The sequence below is a fragment of the Flagellimonas alvinocaridis genome (assembly GCF_965248585.1).
GTDB classification, from domain to species: domain Bacteria; phylum Bacteroidota; class Bacteroidia; order Flavobacteriales; family Flavobacteriaceae; genus Flagellimonas; species Flagellimonas alvinocaridis.
The window spans coordinates 2300664-2320647 of record NZ_OZ252111.1 but is presented as its reverse complement, the minus strand read 5'-3'; the positions used below and the strand labels follow the sequence as shown (position 1 = coordinate 2320647).

General features: G+C 40.4%; 15 protein-coding genes. 10 read left to right on the top strand and 5 right to left on the bottom strand.

The features are described from left to right. The first annotated feature begins 60 nt into the window (after nt 1-60). Nucleotides 61-2379: a GH92 family glycosyl hydrolase gene (locus ACP14V_RS10375; protein ID WP_272610651.1), complete on the top strand. Its 2319-nt coding sequence runs from the start codon at nt 61-63 to the stop codon at nt 2377-2379. 26 nt (nt 2380-2405) lie between these two features. On the opposite strand, the gene ACP14V_RS10370 is transcribed toward ACP14V_RS10375, so the two are convergent. Continuing rightward, nucleotides 2406-4289: a helix-turn-helix domain-containing protein gene (locus ACP14V_RS10370; protein ID WP_424987292.1), complete on the bottom strand. Its 1884-nt coding sequence runs from the start codon at nt 4287-4289 to the stop codon at nt 2406-2408. 261 nt (nt 4290-4550) lie between these two features. Continuing rightward, on the bottom strand, nt 4551-5519 hold the full coding sequence (locus tag ACP14V_RS10365) for an NAD-dependent epimerase/dehydratase family protein (protein WP_272610462.1): 969 nt from the start codon (nt 5517-5519) through the stop codon (nt 4551-4553). Nucleotides 5520-5683: 164 nt separating this feature from the next. Between ACP14V_RS10365 and ACP14V_RS10360 the strand changes: the two genes are divergently transcribed. The 3 genes from ACP14V_RS10360 (at nt 5684) to ACP14V_RS10350 (ending at nt 7946) form a co-directional block, all read left to right on the top strand. Continuing rightward, nucleotides 5684-6145: an Lrp/AsnC family transcriptional regulator gene (locus tag ACP14V_RS10360; protein WP_272610461.1), complete on the top strand. Its 462-nt coding sequence runs from the start codon at nt 5684-5686 to the stop codon at nt 6143-6145. A 161-nt stretch (nt 6146-6306) separates the two neighbouring features. Beyond that, nucleotides 6307-7317, top strand: coding sequence for a sugar kinase (locus ACP14V_RS10355; RefSeq protein ID WP_272610460.1), 1011 nt, complete (start codon nt 6307-6309; stop codon nt 7315-7317). Next, nucleotides 7314-7946 (top strand): bifunctional 4-hydroxy-2-oxoglutarate aldolase/2-dehydro-3-deoxy-phosphogluconate aldolase, encoded by a 633-nt coding sequence (locus ACP14V_RS10350; RefSeq protein WP_272610459.1) that lies wholly within the window; start codon nt 7314-7316, stop codon nt 7944-7946. Before ACP14V_RS10355 ends, ACP14V_RS10350 begins: the two co-directional genes overlap by 4 nt. A 6-nt stretch (nt 7947-7952) precedes the next feature. Here ACP14V_RS10350 and ACP14V_RS10345 read toward each other — a convergent pair whose 3' ends face one another. The 3 genes from ACP14V_RS10345 to ACP14V_RS10335 form a co-directional block, all read right to left on the bottom strand. After that, entirely contained in the window at nt 7953-9164 is a 1212-nt protein-coding gene (locus tag ACP14V_RS10345) for an Nramp family divalent metal transporter (protein ID WP_272610458.1), read from the bottom strand. A 294-nt stretch (nt 9165-9458) separates the two neighbouring features. Next, entirely contained in the window at nt 9459-11243 is a 1785-nt protein-coding gene (locus ACP14V_RS10340; RefSeq protein ID WP_272610457.1) for a PQQ-dependent sugar dehydrogenase, read from the bottom strand. Between the two features lie 13 nt (nt 11244-11256). Beyond that, nucleotides 11257-12054: a ThuA domain-containing protein gene (locus ACP14V_RS10335; protein ID WP_272610456.1), complete on the bottom strand. Its 798-nt coding sequence runs from the start codon at nt 12052-12054 to the stop codon at nt 11257-11259. Between the two features lie 300 nt (nt 12055-12354). Here ACP14V_RS10335 and ACP14V_RS10330 point away from each other — a divergent pair, with 300 nt between their 5' ends. From ACP14V_RS10330 to ACP14V_RS10305, 6 genes are all read left to right on the top strand, one after another. Then, nucleotides 12355-13041 carry a TetR/AcrR family transcriptional regulator gene (locus ACP14V_RS10330; RefSeq protein ID WP_272610455.1) on the top strand — a complete coding sequence of 229 codons (687 nt, stop codon included), beginning with the start codon at nt 12355-12357 and terminating at the stop codon, nt 13039-13041. After that, the gene (locus ACP14V_RS10325) at nt 13034-14701 is read left to right on the top strand and encodes a peptidase domain-containing ABC transporter (RefSeq protein WP_272610454.1); all 1668 of its coding nucleotides are present in this window, start codon (nt 13034-13036) and stop codon (nt 14699-14701) included. Before ACP14V_RS10330 ends, ACP14V_RS10325 begins: the two co-directional genes overlap by 8 nt. A gap of 5 nt (nt 14702-14706) precedes the next feature. Then, nucleotides 14707-16059: an HlyD family secretion protein gene (locus ACP14V_RS10320; protein ID WP_272610453.1), complete on the top strand. Its 1353-nt coding sequence runs from the start codon at nt 14707-14709 to the stop codon at nt 16057-16059. Continuing rightward, entirely contained in the window at nt 16043-17455 is a 1413-nt protein-coding gene (locus ACP14V_RS10315; protein WP_272610452.1) for a TolC family protein, read from the top strand. The genes ACP14V_RS10320 and ACP14V_RS10315 overlap by 17 nt, the downstream gene beginning before the upstream one ends. 106 nt (nt 17456-17561) lie before the next feature. Then, a complete protein-coding gene (locus ACP14V_RS10310; RefSeq protein WP_272610451.1) occupies nt 17562-19037 on the top strand; it encodes a potassium/proton antiporter in 1476 nt (491 codons plus the stop codon). A 96-nt stretch (nt 19038-19133) separates the two neighbouring features. Further along, the gene (locus ACP14V_RS10305) at nt 19134-19973 is read left to right on the top strand and encodes an endonuclease/exonuclease/phosphatase family protein (protein ID WP_272610450.1); all 840 of its coding nucleotides are present in this window, start codon (nt 19134-19136) and stop codon (nt 19971-19973) included. Nucleotides 19974-19984 lie beyond the last annotated feature (11 nt).

Sequence of the window (19984 nt, the reverse complement as noted above, 5' to 3'; positions counted from 1 at the left end):
ACGATTTTATCGCATTTATAGAGTATTGAAATGTTTTCAGTGAAATATAGTATTGCCCACATGACAACCCTTGTGTTGTTATCCATTTCTTTTTCATGCAAGCAAAAAGAAGCTGTTTCTGATTTAAAAACGGAAATTCGCACGCATGACAACTTTATCCAGTATGTAAATCCAATGGTGGGCACCAAGAATATGGGGCATACCTTTCCTGGGGCAACTTCTCCTTTTGGAATGGTACAGCTTAGTCCCCAAACCAACAACCAACCCTATGCCACAGGGGGGAGGTACAATAAACGAACCTACGAATACTGTTCTGGATACCAATATGCAGATTCTACCATTTTTGGTTTTGGACACACACATTTTAGTGGTACGGGCCATTCAGACTTAGGGGATCTTGTAATAATGCCCACGGTAGGTAAATTACAACTGCAACCTGGAGATGCTTCGGAACCCAATAGCGGTTATCATTCAAAGTTTTCCCATGAAAATGAACAGGCAGTTCCAGGATATTACAAAGTAAAGCTTGAAGACTACAATGTATTGGCCGAACTGACTGCCACTGATAGGGTGGGTCTCCATCAATACACTTTTCCAAAATCCAATAGTTCACATATTGTACTTGACTTGGTGTCCAATATTTATCACCATAAAGATAAAAATGTATGGACTTTTGTTAGGGTGGAAAATGACTCCTTGGTCACAGGATATAGGCAGACCACTGGATGGGCAAGGACCAGAAAGGTTTTCTTTGCCATGAAATTCTCCAAACCATTTCAATCCTACGGCCACAAAAAATACGATACCATTCAATATGGCGGATTTTACCGTAGGTTCAATGAAGAGAAGAATTTTCCCGAAATGGCAGGAAAGAATCTAAGGGCCTATTTTACGTTCAATACCGATGAGAATGAGAAAATAAAGGTGAAAATGGCATTGTCTTCTGTAAGTACAAGAGGAGCCTTAAAGAATATGGAAGCAGAAATCCCCCATTGGGATTTTGACCAAACAAAAAAAGAAACCCAAGACAAGTGGAACAGGGAGCTATCCAAGATAGTTGCTGAAACCGAAAGCCCAGAACAAAAAGAAACTTTTTATACAGCACTGTATCATACGATGCTGTCTCCCATTATTTATGAGGATGTGGATGGAAGGTACCGGGGATTGGACCAAAACATCCATCAATCTGATGGATTCCAGAACTACACCATTTTTTCCCTTTGGGATACGTATAGGGCATTGCATCCCCTATTTAACATTATTCAACCACAACGGAGCAATGATATGATTAAGTCCATGTTGGCCCATCATGATCAAAGCGTACACAAAATGTTGCCCATTTGGAGCCATTATGCGAATGAAAACTGGTGCATGATCGGGTATCATTCTGTTTCGGTGATAGCGGACGCCATTGTCAAGGGAACTACTGATATAGACCTTTTAAGGGCGTTTCATGCTTCGAAAAATACATCCACCGTAGGATATTTTGATGGAATTGATAGTTATATGGCCCTAGGGTATGTTCCCGAGGACAAAAGTACTTCATCAGTCTCAAAAACGCTGGAGTTTGCTTACGATGATTGGTGCATTGCCCAGATAGCGCAAAGGGCGGGAAACAAAGATGCCCATAAATATTATATGGCACGGTCCAACAATTATGCCAAAGTTTTTGACCCCAAATCCAATTATATGCGTCCCAAATTGTCTGATGGTACATGGCGAAAGAAATTCAACCCCTTTGATACCCATGGCCAGGGATTTATTGAGGGCAATGCATTGAATTATGGACTCTATGTGCCTCATGATATTGATAAAATGGTGGAAATGATGGGGGGGAGGAAAGAATTCCCAAATCACTTGGACAAGATTTTCACCACAGAAATAGAAGACAGGTATATTGAGAAGAACGAGGACATTACCAGGGATGGAATCATAGGGAATTATGTGCATGGCAATGAACCGGGACATCATATCCCGTATTTGTATAATTGGACAGATAGTCCATGGAAAACACAGGAAAGGGTCAGGATGATTCTGGACACGATGTACAGCAATAAAGAAGACGGGCTTTGTGGCAATGATGATGCCGGTCAAATGTCTGCTTGGTATGTTTTTAGTTCGTTGGGATTCTATCCTGTGTTACCAGGCTCTGATGAATATGCCATAGGAAGCCCGATGGTAAACAGGGCAACTATACGATTGGACAATGGAAAGGAATTTGTCATTGAGACCAAAAATCAGGGGAAGGAAAATATTTATGTCCAAAAAATGGAACTCAATGGTGTAGAGTTAAAAGGCTTGAAACTAAGGCACGGTCAGATTGTTGAAGGTGGAATCCTAACCTTCCATATGGGAAAAGAGCCTAAAATATCCAATTAGTAAGGGATCTTTAAATGGATAAAGGGTTACACTTTTTTGGGCTTTGATTCCTGAATCAGTTCGTTGATAAAAAAAGAAGGTAGTATGCCCTGCCTTTTTTTAAAGGCGGCGTTAAAGGTATTAAGGTTGTTATAGCCTACGCATGTGGCGATATAACTTAGTTTGTTGTACTTAAAATCAGGGTCTTCCAATAAGAATGTCAATAAGTAGCCTATTCTGAGCTCATTGATATAGTTGCTGAAACTCATTCTCTTTTCTTGATTGACCACTTGGGACAAATATTTGGGATTGGTTTTCAGTTGTTTGGCCACCTCTCTTAAACTACAGGAATGGTCCAGGAAAAAGTGCTCCTGTTCCAATGTATCAAGCCGCTTTAAAATAATGTTCGTTATGGTGTCGTCCAAGGTTTTGCTGGTTTTTAACCGACGGTCATCTTCCGAAGGGTCTATTTCGCTGACCTTGGTTTCCTTAGTCTCGAGTTGCTGCAACTTTTGTCTCATGCTGACCTGCACTTGTGCCAACTCAATGGTCTTTCGGTACAACAACCGATTTTTGTTTCTTACCTTGAAATAGGCATACGCGCCAAATGAGCCAATAAGAAGAATAAAAACTAAAACAATGATGATGGTATTGTAGCGAGCCTTTTGTGTTTCGTTTTCAAGCTCTAGTATTTTTTGTTTTTGGGTGACCTCTTTTATTTTTCGTCTGGTTTCCAGAATTACGATTTTTTGTTCCTTTTCATTACTGAACAAAGAGTCCCGAATTGCTTTATGAAGTGTGTTGTATTCATAAGCTTTGGAAAGCTGGTTGGTTTTTTCATAAAGATTGGCCAAAATGGCACTACTGGTTTTTACCACATCAAACGCATTAATATCTTTTGCGGCATCTATACTTTTTTCATAATACAGCAGGGCGTTAGTGGTATCTTTTGTTTTTAGGAACAATTCGGCCTGTAGGATCAATGCTCTTGGAATTCTGAAACGGTAATTGTTTTGGTAGTTCAGTTCCAAGGCCTGGGTCAAATATTCCTGAGCCTTTTCATATTGATTTGTTGAGATGTAGATATCCGCAATGTTCATGTATACAATGCTTTGGATGTAGCTTCCAGGCGAAGCTATTTTTTTTTCGACATCGAGGTAAAAAGAATACACTTCCAAGGCTTTTTCCGCACCCTCCAATTTGGCGGTCATTCTCCCTATCTCATCAATCTTGGGAAATATAAATTGGATTTTTTTCAATCGAATGACATAGTGTAGTCCTTTTAGGCAATAGCTCAGGGCCATACGGTAATTTTCCATCCGGAGATAGTAGTGGGAAAGTGCTGCGCTTGCCCTCATAAAAAGATATTCATTTTGGGATTTTTCAGCAATGTCCAATAACCGTAATCCTGTTTCCAAGGCCATATCATATTCCCCTCTTTCCGTGTGGATATATGAAATCAAGGCATAGGTATCTGCATGCACTTCGGGATAGTTTTCAAAAGTGGCCTTTCTTGAAACATTTTCCGCCAATAGCATGGCTTCATTAAACTGTCCATTGACGAACAATAGATAAGCTTCATTGAACTTTGCGGAAAGTTCTCCTTTTACATAACCTATATTTTCTGAAAGCTGAAGGGCTTTTTGGTTATAGCTGCGTGCATTCTCCAATGATTTGTATGCGTAAGCGGAATATAGTTTGAGCAGTGTGCATACTTTTTCGGTACCGCTTACCCGTTCTTGTTTGTCCAAAAGAAAGTCTATGTCCAAAAAATCCTCCTTATGGTCCTTGCTTTTTTTTAACAGGTCTTCTATCTGCCCGAAATAGGTGTTTATGGAGTCATTGTATGTTTTCTGTGGATAAACCATGGAAGGACACACAAAGAAAATCAATAGGAAAAATATACTGGTCTTTGGATACAGGAGGTGCATTCAGATGCTTTGATGGTTAAAAAGTATACTTACATTCTCAACACTTATTTCAGGTTTCCTGTTCTCTTTTTAAAAACATGGAAGCAAGAAGTTGGATGCCGTTTAATTCAAATATAATAGCTAAATAACCCTTTGCACAAATTTGGAATCGTTTGGGGGGGCGTGTCTTTATAAATTGTATTCCCGATCTACTACCAAACAACTAGGGTTAAGCTACCCATCGTATTTCTCATTAAGAAAATAGTTTGTTAAAAGTATTGGTTACATGATATTGGCTTTTTTTGAGTTGTACATTTTGGACAATTGGGAAATCATTTCATTGGAGATGTCATCCAACGAATATTTGGGCGACCAATTCCAATCGTTTTTGGCATGGAGCCCATCAATGGAAGAGGGCCATGCATTGGCAATGGACTGTCTAAAATCTGGAGTGTAGGCAATTTCAAATTGTGGAAACCATTGCCGTATGGAATCAACCATTTGTTTTGGAGTAATGGTTAGACCGTTCAAGTTATATGATGTCCTGGTCCGTATTTTGTCCTTCGGGGCATCCATTAATTCTAACGTGGCCCTTACCGCATCATCCATATAGATCATGGGCAGTGCAGTATCCTCTGTAAGATAACAGGTATAGGGTATGTTTTGTACGGCTTTATGGTAAATATCCACGGCATAATCCGTAGTGCCCCCGCCAGGCAATGTGCCATGACTAATAACACCCGGATAACGCAGGGAGCGAACATCCAATCCGTATTTTGAAAAAAAGTAGTGTCCCCATTGTTCCCCTGCCGCTTTACTTATTCCATAAACTGTCAAAGGGTCCAAAAAATCTGTCTGGGAAGTGTTTGCTTTACTTGCTGATGGTCCGAAGACTGCTATTGAGCTGGGGAAAAAAACTTTGGTGACTTGATATTTTCTTGCGGCTTCCAACACGTTGAGCCAGCTTTTTATGTTAATGTCCCATGTTTGGATTGGATTGGACTCCCCATTGGCCGACAATATGGCGGCAAGATGGTATATCTGCGAGATTTTGTTCTTTTTTACAATTGCTTCCACACTGTTAGTATCCGTGGTGTCCAAAAAACCAATATCCCATGTATCCATTGTTTTGGGATGAAGGTCGGTTGCCGTAACATTTTCAATTCCATACCGGTCTATCAAAGCTTTAACCAAGGTGGTTCCCAGTTGTCCTCCAGAACCAGTTATCAAGATTTTTTCCTCCCTTTTCATTGTGTGATTTTAAAGTATGAAATTATAATATTTTAGGTATCAATAGTGTTATTATCTATGTTTTAGTTTAAAATCAGTAAATATTATGTTTATTTATGTATTTTACCATAAAAAGTATTTTATTATGTTTGATATGTAATTGATACAAGTAATTTTATCTTCCCATGGAAAGACTGGATGAGTATGATCTCAAGATTCTAAGAATTCTTCAAAAGGATTCAAGCATGTCCACAAAGAAAATTGCAAGTGCTTTGAACCTAACTGCTTCGCCCGTTTACGAACGGATCAGAAAGCTGGAAAAGGAAGGATACATCAAAAAATATGTGGCACTTTTAAATAAAAAGCGGATAAACAAACCTGTCACGGCTATTTGCATGGTGTCTTTAAGGTATCATAATGAAGGGTTCATAGATAAGTTTGATTCCCAAATCAGAAAGCTCAGTGAGGTCCAAGAATGCTATCACATGGCCGGAAAAGTAGATTTCTTCCTAAAAATAAATGTTTCGGGTCTTGATGAGTACCATGATTTTGTCCGGACAAAGCTATCCAAGATTGAAAATATAGGCGTCTTGGAAAGTTATTTTGTCCTTAAAGACATTATTGATACCACAGAGTTTTACTTCTGAAATTGTAGATGTGCAAATTGTGGGGTAAAGCAATCCCAAAGAGCCAAGTTTTAATTCTAAAATTAGTTCACCGCTATTTCTCATATCACTCTTCAATTCTTTAAATTTGAGTACAATGAAAATTCCACTTTCGTTTAAGGACTAACCATTAAAATAAGATTATGAGCTTTGTGGCATTTGGGGAAATACTAATGCGATTTACACCTTTTGAGAATGGGTCAAAACTTTATTCTTCCAAGTACATGGAGACGAATTTTGCAGGCTCAGAGTCCAATGTTGCATCCTCATTGGCAATTTTAGGAAACTCGGTCCAATTTGTAACAAAACTTCCCAATAATGATTTGGGGCGAGCTGCATGTGGGTCTCTTTTGTCTTATGGTATTGGAACCGCTAATATACAGTTTGGAGGAAATAGGATTGGAATCTATTTTATAGAAACGGGCAGCTCCATAAGACCTTCTAAAGTCATTTACGATAGAAAGGGTTCGGCAATCTGCGATATATCCGAGCAAGAATTTGATTGGAACCAAATCTTGGCAAAACAAGATTGGCTTTTCATTTCTGGAATTACACCTGCACTTTCAGAGAACTGTGCAAAGGAAACCCTTAAAGTTGCTCAAGTTGCCAAAAAACTTGGAGTAAAGGTTGCTTTCGACCCCAATTTTAGAAGAACTCTTTGGGAGTCTTCCTCCAAAGCCAGAAAAGTATATCTGCCCATACTTGAGAACACCGATTTGCTTTTGGGCAACTACGGAATGTTGCAAGATGTATTTGGATATCTGCCAAAAGGGAAAGATTCAATGGAAAAATCCATAGATGCCATAGAAGAAGCAGAAAGTTTGTTGGGGATCTCCAAAATAGCCTTTACCGTTCGCGATCATTTTTCCGCAAGTCAAAACCGATTATCTGGATTGCTGCGTGTGGATAATGAAAATATAGTATCCAGAGGGAGTTATGAGGTTAACATCACTGATCGCTTTGGTACTGGTGATGCGTTTGCGGCTGGACTTCTGCATGGTTTGGGAAATCAATGGGATACTAAAAAAGCACTCGATTTTGCCACGGCGGCCTTTGCACTTAAACATACCATAAAGGGGGATCAGCATACCAGCAGTGAGGAGGAAATAACCTCTATAATGAACGGAAATACTCAAGGATACGTACTAAGATGAATAAAAACGAAATCATCTCTTTTCTTGAAGAAGAGAAGTTGATTGCCATAATCAGACAAAAAGATCGGCAAAAAATTCAACCTATAATAAGCGCGTTGGTCGATGGCGGTATAAAGGTCTTGGAAATCACATCCAATACCCCAGGATTTTTAGAGGAAATCAGGAATGCTAGAAACTTGTATCCCAATATTTTGGTTGGAGCCGGAACGATTACCAATAAGAACTTGGCTGAAGAAGCTGTAGCTGCAGGAGCTCAATTTTTGGTCACACCAAACGTAGATGTGTCCATTATTCCAGTGGCGCATTCACATGGTATCCCGGTAATAATGGGTGCATTGACCCCTTCTGAGATATGTGTGGCCAATGAACATGGTGCGGACATTATTAAACTATTCCCGGCAGGAATCTTTGGGATGGATTATTTCAAAGCCATAAAAGGGCCACTAAGTAATCTCAAATTTTTTGTTGTTGGTGGAATAAATACAGAGAATATAAAGGAGTGGATGCTGGCGGGAGCCGATGGTTTTGGCATTGGTAGTGAGCTTACCAAAATGGACAAAACTGACAGGCCGAGTGTAGTAATGGAAAAAGCGAGAAGTTTTATACAGCAGATTAAGGGAAGCAAATAATTGGTATCAGTTTAAAAAGTCCGTCAGTGCAATCACAGCCTTATAGGATATAATCAGTGAAAAACAGAATGCAGTTACCAAACTTATGTTCATGAACAGGTTTGCACTTTGTGTACCCATGAGTTTTTTGCTATTGATCAATACAATTATCCCACCGATGACTAATGGAAGTACAAAAACATTGGCAACTTGAGTGGCTATTTGGGCAACGATGGGGTTGGCACCCAATATAGGGACAATTAGTCCAACCAAACAGGCTATGGCCACCAAAATTTTGAAGGTAGGGGTTTTGGTCTCCATTTTCCCGCTTTTATAATCACTGATCAGCAAAGGTAATACCATAAGAATAGGGAATATGGATGATATTCCAGCACTCATGGCGCCCATCATAAATACGGCCACAGCCATTTTACCAGCTACTGGCTCCAAAGCCTGAACCATATCCAGTACGTTGGTAACAACTTTTCCATCATAAAACAAGGCCCCGGTGGCAGCAATCATTATGGTTGCGGAAATGGTCAAAAGAAAAAATGCAGAAACCAAGGCATCTTTTCGTTGATCGCTTAAATTGGAAGTGCCCCATCCCTTTTCCTTCAATAAAATGGGACGTACCACAAAGGTTGGGGCTGCCATGGTAGTTCCCACAAATGCAGCAACCATTAAGTTGCCACCAGGAGGAATCCGAGGAATCAAACCCTTTACAATATCTTCAGAAGAAGGCAAAACCATAAACATGGAAAGAATAAAAGATAATCCCATGAGTGTCACAAAAACAACCAAAATTTTCTCGAAGAATGAATACTTGCCCACTAATAAAAAAATGTACATGATGGCAATGAGCAGAATGGATATTGCCAATACGGCCCAATAATTATTTTCATTCAAGCTTGGAAAGAACATACGCATGAATTCATAAAGAGCATTGCTTGTCAAACCCAATATACCGGAAAGTGAGCTCCATTGTCCCATGACAACACCTGCAATAGTGAAAACGGCTAGGATTTTCCCCCACTTAAGATGGTTCTTAAAAGCATTCATGGCAGTTTTGCCTGTAACCACGGCAAAACGACCATAGGCATCCATTAAAATCCATGAGAAAAAGGCACTTAAACATAAGACCCACAGCAATTGCATGCCATACATGCTCCCCGCTTTTATCATTGCTGTTACGCTTCCAGTCCCTATAGTGTACCCGATACAAAAAATACCTGGACCCACAGATAATAGTATAGCCCAAAGCTTATGTAAGATAAAAAATTTTTGAGTTGTTCCTTTTTCTGATTTATTAGGTTTCAAAATGTTGTTATTTTTATGTGTGTCATAAATATAGTGACATTTAATATGCGCAAAAGAATTTATGTCGTTCAGGACAAATTTTTAGCTGTAAATCAATGTTTTGGTTGGATGCTTGCTTGATAAAAGGATGGTATATCGATGTACACCAGAGAATTATGGATTCTTGCTTAAAATTTGAAGTGCAAAGCTTATTTCTATGTTCTTTCCAGCTTGGAGTTATGGAGTCTTATGGGGTACTACTCCTGTAATTTTTCGGATAGTGCCATCTGCTTTGTTCATCGTGTAGAAATTTCCTTTCCCATCCTTTCCTATGCGAAGATCTGTTCGAGAGTTTCCAACGATTTTTTTGAAATGGGTATGTTTCCCATTATAAAATACACCAAGTTCTTTGATGGGAATGGGTTGAGGTTCCGTAGAAAACACGTTGAGGGAAAAGACTTTTCCTTGGACAATATCCCCAAAAATGTAGTGATTGTTTAGTTCTTTGATGGGACCTTCATAGACATAACCTCCAGATATGGCATTCCCGGTTTCATGGCCAAAGAGCGCATAAGGAAGCTCATACCGCATATCGCTTTGGGTAAGGGTATAAAGTTCTTTTATTTTTTTTGGGTTGATTCCAAAATACCCCTCACGTTCGTTCCATCCATAATCACTGCCCGGCTTTACCATATTGATTTCTTCCACGGTCAATTCTCCCACATCTGCTGCGATAAGGCGAGCGTTTTCTCCCTTCCCGATCCAGGTAATCCGATGCGGATTTCTAAACCCATAAGCATATATTTCTTTCCATACACCACCGTCCTTACTATTGGCATAAGGATTATCCATTGGGATTCCATATTTTCCGTTTCTGGAATTGTTCCCTTTGGGGTCTATTCTAAGGATGGTGCCAAGAGGGGAGTGGATGCTATGGCATAACTCTGGATAACCAGCAATGGTAGCGCCCCCATCTCCAATGCCCAGATATAACATGCCATAATCTGGATCGTTTTGATCAGTAACGTTTGAAAAAATAATGTCCTGCATACCGTGCAATCGGGTGGGTACATCAATTCGGAGCAGTTCTTTCCTGCTTCCTTGGAAAATGGGTTGTGTGGGATTACTGTTCACCCATTCGGTAAGAATCCATTGCATGGCCACTTCCATTCCTTCTCCCAATGGAAAGTCGGGAGTAACGCCTTGCGGTTTTTCAGTATGTATGGTATAGATTTTTCCATTTTTTAAATACTCTGGGTGGAAGGTAAAAGTACCAAGCCCCGATGCAAGCCCCGGACCATCTATAAAGTTGTCTGTTCTATCCTTTAGGTTGAGAAAAACAGTGGCCTTTCCGTTTTGCAATTGGTAGATACTTCCTCTTTGATCATGGACAAAAAGCAGTGACTCTCCGTTCTGCAAGGGAACGGAGCGCATACTGGCCAATCTGGAAGGTGGGTTTTCTCCAGTTTTGGGCATTTTCATGAAATCCTCCAGCACAATGGATAAGTTGGAGTGTTGTACTTTTGGAATCGTGCTTAAGTCCGGTTCGGTTCTTTGGGAGGAATCTTCACTTTTTGAAATCTCTGCTTCACTGCTGTCAAAGGTTAATCCCAAACTATCCGATGTTTTATGGATATAGGTAAGTATGGATTCCACCTCTTCTTGCGGCAGAAAGGAAAAGGATGGCATATAACTTTTATACTCATCGAACAGCTTTGTTGCCCGTTCATCCTTGTCTTTAATGAGTTTTTCGGGATTCTGTACAAACTGTAGAAGCCAATCTTTTTCAACTACTGCGGTTATTCCTCCCAACTTTGGTCCCATGCCATTCATCCTCAAATCATGGCAAGAAGCGCAATATTGATTAAATAAGGCTTTACCCTGGATGATGTCTCCGTTCCATTTAGGTTCCTTTTCAGATTTGCATCCTGAGGCAAAAATAATTCCAATGAGCAACACAAAAGTCATCCATGGATAGACAGAGTTATCTTTTGCAGGGATTGGTTGCATTTGGGTCGACATACTGGGAGGAGTTTTATTCACTTTCGGATTTGCCCATAACGTAAAGGATACCTCCTAAAACATGATTTAAAAAACGTTCATCAGAATAGGATTCCTTGGTGTGGCCCAAAGCGGTATAAAACATTCGTCCACCTTCAAAGGGCTTGTACCATGATATGGGATGCACGTTTTTGTGCTTTCCGCCTGTATAGGTGGACTCATCCACAGAAATAAGGAGATTGAAATTCTCATCCATCCACCTAAAATTGTACCATTCGTCAAAACGTTCCCAGGTTTCGGATAAATGCTGGGTAGACAAATGCGTGTTGTCATGGACAATGAGTGTGGCTTCCTGGGGTTCTGGATGCCCATCAAAATAACCACCGATCAGTTTGCCATACCAGTCCCATTCATATTCTGTTGTGGATGCCCCGTGGATTCCCATAAAACCTCCACCAGATTGTATGAAGTTCTTGAAAGCGGTCTCTTGCTTTCGGTTAAATACATTTCCACTAGTGCTTAGAAAGAGGACGGCATCATACTCCTTGAGTTTTTTGGAGTTGAACCATTTGGATTTTTCAGTCACTTCAACCTTGATGCCATTTTCGGTCCCCAGTTTTTGTAAGGCATCAATGCCCACCTCAATGGATTCATGGCGAAAGCCTTTGGTTTTGGAAAAAACAAGTAACTTTTTGGTAGGAGCATCTTGGCACCATACCAAAAATGGCACAAAACAAAGCATGCAGAGCAACAATAGGGCTCTTTTTGGTTCATGAGAGGTAGATTTGAAAGCACCTACAAGGGTTTTATCAGTTGGTCTATTTGTGTGCATATTGTTCAGCTTGACTTTTTGTGTTAAAAATACACAAATACAATTATACGAACTTTCCCTTAAAAAAAATATTGACACTTCAATGCTTTTTTCTGATAGGCTAAGGATAACCAAAACAGAATAAATGGTGTTTTAAAACGCGTTCTATTTTCACTACCCTTATTTGGGTATTCTTTTCTGATTAGGTTATCACATTGGATTCTTATTGTACTCACTACATAAAGTTAATTGAAAGTTAAACTATCACATTTTGATAGTAATACTATTATATTTGCGATTGTTAGTTTTAAAATATGAAGTATGGATAGGTTGATGCAGTCGCTTAAGATGGGAATCAATGAAAAACTCTATGTGAAGGACCCTGAATCATCTTCCTTGGGAAAAAAAATCATTGAGCAGGGTATTCTCATGATAGATGAAGTTGGTTTTGAAAGTTTCACCTTTAAAAAGTTGGGAACAAAGATTGGCTCCAATGAAAGCTCCATTTATCGTTATTTTGAGAACAAGCACAAGTTGTTGCTCTATTTGGCTTCATGGTATTGGGGTTGGACAGAATATAAGTTGGTATTTGCAACGCATGGTATTTCGGATAGTGTTGAAAAATTGCAAAAAGCTATGGAAATACTTGCCCAGACTGTTGAGGAAGATGAATCCTTTACCCACATCAATGAAGTGATATTGAACAAAATCGTAATTAATGAGTACTCCAAATCATATCTTACCAAAGAGGTAGACAATGAAAACAAACAAGGGTATTTTGCCATTTATAAACGATTGGTGGACAGGCTCAGTGAGATGATTATTGCTGTAGATCCAGAATACCCATATCCATCCAGTTTGGCCAGTATGGTCATGGAAGGAACCCTGCACCAGTTTTTTTTGAAAGAACACTTCCCTGCACTTACCAATTGCAACGAAACGGTAACCCCAACCGAATATTTTACAGACTTGATTTTTAGAACTTTAAAAGCAAAGCCCAATGGCTAAGAACATTCTAACGGCATGGCAACGACTGATGGGCATGCTTACCTTGGATAAGAAGGATATCTTTCAGGTATTTTACTATGCAATTTTTGCTGGATTGGTCAATCTTTCCCTTCCATTGGGAATTCAAGCAATCATCAATCTCATACAAGGTGCTCAGATAAGTACCTCATGGGTGGTTCTTGTAGTTTTGGTGACCGTTGGGGTAGCCTTTGTCGGCGCCTTGCAACTAATGCAGATCAGAATCATAGAAAACGTTCAGCAAAAAATATTTACTAGGTCTTCATTTGAGTTTGCCTATCGGTTTCCGAAAATCAAGATGAGCGAATTCAGCAACCATTATCCGCCAGAATTGGCCAATCGTTTTTTTGATACGCTCACGATTCAAAAATCACTCTCCAAAATACTGATTGATTTTCCCGCTGCATTGTTACAAATTGTATTTGGTCTTTTGTTACTGTCTTTTTACCACCCATTTTTTATTCTATATGGATTACTCTTGGTACTCTTAATATATGTGGTGCTCAAGTTTACGGCCCAAAAGGGTTTGGAGACCAGTTTGGAGGAGTCCCAACATAAGTATAGAGTGGCCCATTGGATCCAGGAAATTTCCCGATCGATTATCAGCTTTAAACTTTCCGGGAAGACGTCGCACGCCATGGACAGGAATGATCATCTAGTGGCTCATTATTTGGATGCACGGGAAAGTCACTTTAGGATATTGGTGCTGCAATTCATCCAGATGATAGGGTTTAAGGTGCTGGTTACGGCAGGCTTGTTATTGATTGGAGGACTTTTGGTATTGGACCAACAAATGAACATAGGTCAGTTTGTAGCGGCAGAGATTATCATTCTGTTGGTAATTGGCTCGGTTGAGAAACTCATTTTAGGACTGGAAACCTTTTATGATTTATTGACCTCCCTTGAAAAAATGGGACAGGTAGTGGACAAGGAGATGGAGCCACAACAGGGTGAAACACCTTTCGAGGGCACTAACGGGCTCACGGTAGAACTTCAGGATGTGACCTATACCGTACCTGGTAGGGATAAAAAAATCTTGAATGGCATATCGTTTACCATAACTCCCCAATGTGCTATTTTGCTAAAAGGCACCAGCGGATCGGGGCGATCTACACTACTTCGATTAATTGCGGGGATTCATGAACCCAATGAAGGCAAGATCTATGTGAACAATGTAGCGCTCCAAGGGATATATCTTAACGAATATCGCTCACTTTTAGGGCAATCGTTAACAGAAGAATATCCGTTTGAAGGTACCATTTTGGAGAATATAACTTTTGACAATAAGAGTATTCCCATGGAAGATGTATACTGGGTATTGGAGAAAACAGGCCTTACACAATTTGTGAAGGAACAACCCCATGGACTCCAGACCATGCTTTATCCCGAAGGGAAAAAGATTCCCCACACCATTTCAAAGAAAATTGTTTTGGCCCGTAGTGTAGTGCACCGACCAAAGCTCTTGATTCTTAAGGACCCATTGGACCAATTTGAAGAAAAAGAAGCAGAACAAGTAATGGATTTTCTGACTGATTCTTCGAATGGATGGGCCTTGGTGGTTGTAAGTGAAAACCCAAAATGGGTAGGTCGATGCAATAGGATACTGACCATAGAAAACGGAAAATTGATCAATCCAAGTTAAGGACCATGCTGAACATTTCACATAACAAGTTGAATCAAAAAGTGGACTTATCCAGGTTCCAGGCAGGTGCCAAGGTTATCCACAAACGACATTACAAGCAGTTCAATAGGTTTTTGGCTGTATTTTCCATAATCCTTTTGGGGATTCTTTTTCTCCCATGGACCCAGACGATATCTGGTCGGGGCTATTTAACTACTTTAACTCCCGATCAACGACCTCAGACCATTCAATCCCCAATCCCGGGGCGTATAGAAAAATGGTATGTTCGGGAAGGGGACTATGTGGAAAAAGGAGACACGATTCTCCACATCTCCGAAGTAAAGAGTGAATACTTTGACCCCAGTTTGGTAGAGCGCACCGGAAAACAGATCAAGGCAAAGTCAATGGCCGTGACCTCGTACCAAGAAAAGGTAAAGGCTTTGGAAACACAGATCAGGGCTTTGACCCAAGAGCGCGGATTAAAACTGGAGCAGGCAAAGAACAAATGGGAGCAATCTAAATTAAAGGTAAAAAGCGATAGTATTGACCTTGAAGCAGCCAAGACCAATATTGCTATTGCCCAAAGGCAATATGATCGGGTGGTACAGTTGGAAAATGAAGGATTGAAAGCAGTGACCGATTTGGAAGAAAAGCGGTTGAAGCTCCAAGAAACACAGGCAAAGTTGGTTTCACAGGAAAATAAATGGTTGGCCAGCAAGAATGAGGTCATTAATGCCCAGGTGGAAATCAACAGGGTACAGGCGGAATATACCGATAAGATTTCCAAGGCGCAGAGCGATCTGTTCACGGCCCAATCCAACCAATTTGACTCCGAGGCCCAAGTGACGAAATTGGAAAATGAGTACACCAACTATGAAATGCGGAACAGCCTACTTTATATAAGGGCCCCACAAAATGGCTATATCAATAAAGCCATCCAATCCGGAATAGGGGAAACTTTTAAGGAAGGTGACCGTTTGGTGGGAATTATGCCTTCGGAATACGATCTGGCGGTTGAAACCTATGTGAACCCCATAGACCTACCGCTTGTCAACTTGGGAGAAAAGGTGCGTATTCAGTTTGATGGATGGCCTGCCTTGGTTTTCAGTGGTTGGCCCAATGTCTCCTATGGTACTTTCGGTGGAAAAATAGTGGCCATAGAGACTTTTATAAGTACCAATGGAAAGTATCGCGTGTTATTGGCCCCGGATGAGGAAGATGTTCCATGGCCCAAGGATATTAGGGTAGGGTCGGGCGCCATGACCATGGCTCTTTTGGAAGATGTCCCCATTTGGTTTGAACTGTGGAGGCAGCTCAACGGCTTCCCGCCAAATTACTATCAACCCCAAAACACAAACAAGGATGGAGAAAAGAAGTAAAATGCGGATTTTTATAGGTATTTGTTTCTTCATGGTTTTTGGAGCTTCTGCACAGCAGGATAGCTTGGTGTTAGGGTTCAAAGAATATTTAGGGTATGTTAAAAAGTACCACCCCATTGCAAAACAAGCCCAATTGACATTAAACGTAGGTCAGGCTAATTTAATGAAGGCTAGGGGAGGCTTTGACCCAAAGATTGAAGTGGATTATGACCGGAAAGAGTTCAAGGGAACCGAATATTGGGACCGTCTCAACACAACTTTCAAGATACCTACATGGTTTGGCATTGAGTTAAAAGGAAGTTTTGATCAACGCGAAGGGGCTTACCTAAACCCTGATGAAACCCTTCCCGAAGATGGCTTGTACAGTGCGGGTATATCCATGTCTTTGGGAAAAGGATTTTGGATCAACGAACGTATGGCCACCTTGAGAAAGGCCAAACTGTATAGGGAGCAGACCAAGGCAGATCAGGATATTATGGTCAATGAGGTACTCTATCATGCGTCAGCTGCTTATTTTGATTGGTTGAAGGCATATCGGGATGCATTGGTTTTCAAGGATTTTTTGGGCAACGCCCAAACCCGGTTTCAAGGCGTTCGCCAAAGTGCCTTGGCTGGCGATGTGGCCATGATCGATACTGTAGAGGCCAAAATAGCAGTAAGAAACCGTGCTTTGGGATATGAGCAGAGTAAGGTGGAGTTATTGAAAAAATCCCTTGAACTCTCTAATTTTTTATGGATAAACGATGTTCCTGTGGAATTACAACCCGAAGTGGGACCAGACTTGGATACCGCAGGCCAGATAGATGATGTATTGGAGATTTTGGGCAAACCCTTGGACAGTTTCAGTATGGAAAACCATCCCAAGCTACGTTCCTTGGAATATAAAATAGAACAGCTTTTAGTGGATAAACGGCTAAAAGCCAACAAACTGCTCCCCAAACTGGATGTAGAGTATAATTTCATTACTGAAACACCGGATAGGATAAACTCCCTTCTCGTGGATAACTTTAAAGGCGGCGTTACGTTTCAGCTCCCGCTTTTTTTAAGGAAAGAAAGAGGTGATTTAAAATTAGCCAAATTTAAGCTTATGGATGCTGAGTTTGAAAGAGACAATGCACAGGTGGCACTTCAAAACAAGGTATTTGCCATTTATGGGGAATTGGAATCCTACGAAGTCCAAAACCAATTGATTGCCGATATCGTAACGGACTACACTGCATTGCTAAAGGCTGAGGAGCGCAAGTTCGGTTTTGGGGAAAGTTCACTTTTCTTGATCAATTCAAGGGAAAGTAAACTCATCGACACCTATTTAAAACGGAATGAAATGGAGAATAAATTTTTCCATACCAAGGCAAAATTGTTTAGGAACTTGGCCATCAATCCTAAAATGTTATAACCTATCCAAAAGCCTGCCATATTCCAAAAAAAGATAATTTGCATTAGCTGTTTTCAGGTGATGAAGCAATACCTTTGTTGAGCACGTTTTTTTTGAATGACCGTAAATGAACTTGACCATTGAGAACATATTGTTGGTAGGCTCCCTGTTGCTTCTATTGAGTGTATTTGCAGGGAAAACTTCCTATAAGTTTGGCGTCCCTACCTTGTTGCTCTTTTTGGCGGTAGGAATGTTGGCTGGCTCGGATGGGATTGGGGGAATTCATTTTGATGATCCCAAGATTGCCCAGTTCATAGGTATAGTGTCCCTAAATTTTATTCTTTTCTCTGGTGGACTGGATACCAATTGGAAAGCCGTAAAACCCATACTCAAGGAAGGAGTGACCCTATCTACCTTGGGAGTTTTGTTCACTGCGTTGACCTTGGGATTGTTTGTATGGTATATTACGGATTTTACGTTTTATGAAAGTATGTTGCTGGGTTCCATTGTGTCCTCCACGGATGCGGCTGCGGTATTCTCCATTTTAAGGTCCAAGAGTTTGGCACTAAAGGCTAACCTTAGACCTACATTGGAGTTGGAAAGTGGTAGTAATGATCCAATGGCCTATGTCCTTACCATCGCTTTTTTGACCTTGGTGGTCAATCAAGACCAGAGTTTTATGTCGATTGTTCCCATGTTTTTCCAGCAAATGGTTTTGGGTGGACTTAGTGGTTTTGCCTTTGGAAAGCTCAGTAAGTTTATCATCAATAAGATTAAACTGGATTTTGAAGGACTTTACCCTGTTTTGGTCATTGCTTTGATGTTTACCACTTTTTCAGCTACGGATTTTGTGGGCGGAAATGGGTTTTTGGCTATTTATATATGTGCCGTGTACTTGGGTAACCAAGATTTGATCCACAAAAAAACCATCTTAAAAATGTATGATGGTTTGGCGTGGTTAATGGAAATTGTACTCTTCTTGACTTTGGGGTTGCTTGTTTTCCCAAAACAGGTGATTCCTTTTATGGGTATAGGTCTGCTCATTTCACTTTTCTTGATCATGGTAGCCCGCCCTGTGGGTGTTTTCCTGAGCCTTTTGCCCTACAGAATGAAGCTCAGAAGACGGTTCTATATTTCTTGGGTAGGTCTTAGGGGGGCAGTACCTATTGTGTTTGCAACCTATCCTTTGTTGGCAGGAATCGATAAGGCGAATATGATCTTCAATATTGTATTCTTTATTTCGGTGACTTCAATACTTATACAAGGAACCACACTTTCCATTGTAGCAAAATGGTTGCATGTAGCATTGCCGGAAAAAGTAAAAAGAGCCAGCCCAACCGATTTATTGTTGGCGGAAAACCCAAAAGCGGAAATGAAAGAGATTTTAGTGTCCCCGAATTGCTTCGCTGCAGATAAAAAAATAGTGGAATTGGGTTTTCCCAAGAACGCTATTATTGCCATGATCAAAAGGGATGATGGCTACGTTACCCCACACGGTTCAACGGTAATAGAGGCTTGGGACAAATTGGTTGTCCTGGCCGATAGACCTGAAATTTTTAACGAAGTGGACAAAACATTAAAAGGGGAGCAAGAGCACACCTAATTTTTTAATAACATGGAATAATGTGGCAATTACCCGGAAAAAAGTAGCTTGCCATTTCATTAGAGACCGCAAAACAATAGAACAGATAACCAAACCATGAAAAAGTACATTACCCTTGTCTTTATATTGGGAGTCCTTTACGGGATCCAAGCACAAACTATAGATGTGATGACTTATAACATCCGCTACGATAATCCTAATGACAAACCTAACCACTGGGACAATCGAAAAGATTTTCTCATTTCCCAATTGAATTTCTATGCACCTGATGTTTTTGGGATACAAGAGGGGCTTATCAATCAACTTAAGGATATGGACAATGGTCTTGAAGATTACACCTATTTTGGAATAGGGCGTGACCATGGTGACGAAAGAGGGGAGTTTACCGCCATTTTTTATAGTAAGGGGAATATTGAATTGCTCAAAGAAGGTACATTTTGGTTGTCCACTACACCGGAAGTCCCTTCCAAGGATTGGGATGCCGCATTGCCCAGAATTTGTACTTACGGGCTTTTTAAAGATAAAAAGAGCGGAGTTCTTTTTTTTGTGTTCAACACCCATTTTGATCATGTAGGTGTGCAGGCACGCGAAGAAAGTGCCCAACTCATCCTGCAAAAGATAAAAGAGTTGAATCCTGATAATCATCCAACAGTATTGATGGGCGATTTTAATCTGGAAAGCGATAGTAAAGGCATCCAACTGATTGTTCAGCAGATGAAGGACACTCATGTTGAGGCAGGGGCCAATGCCTTTGGTCCAAACGGAACCTTCAATGGGTTTGATTTTAGCAAACCTGTGGACAAAAGAATCGATTACATTTTTGTTTCCAATGGGTTTAAAGTTCTTAAGAGTTCTATCCTAAGCGATTCAAAAGACCTTAGGTATCCATCCGATCACTTACCGGTATTTGCGCGATTGGAGTTTAGTAATGAATAGGTTGGTTTTTA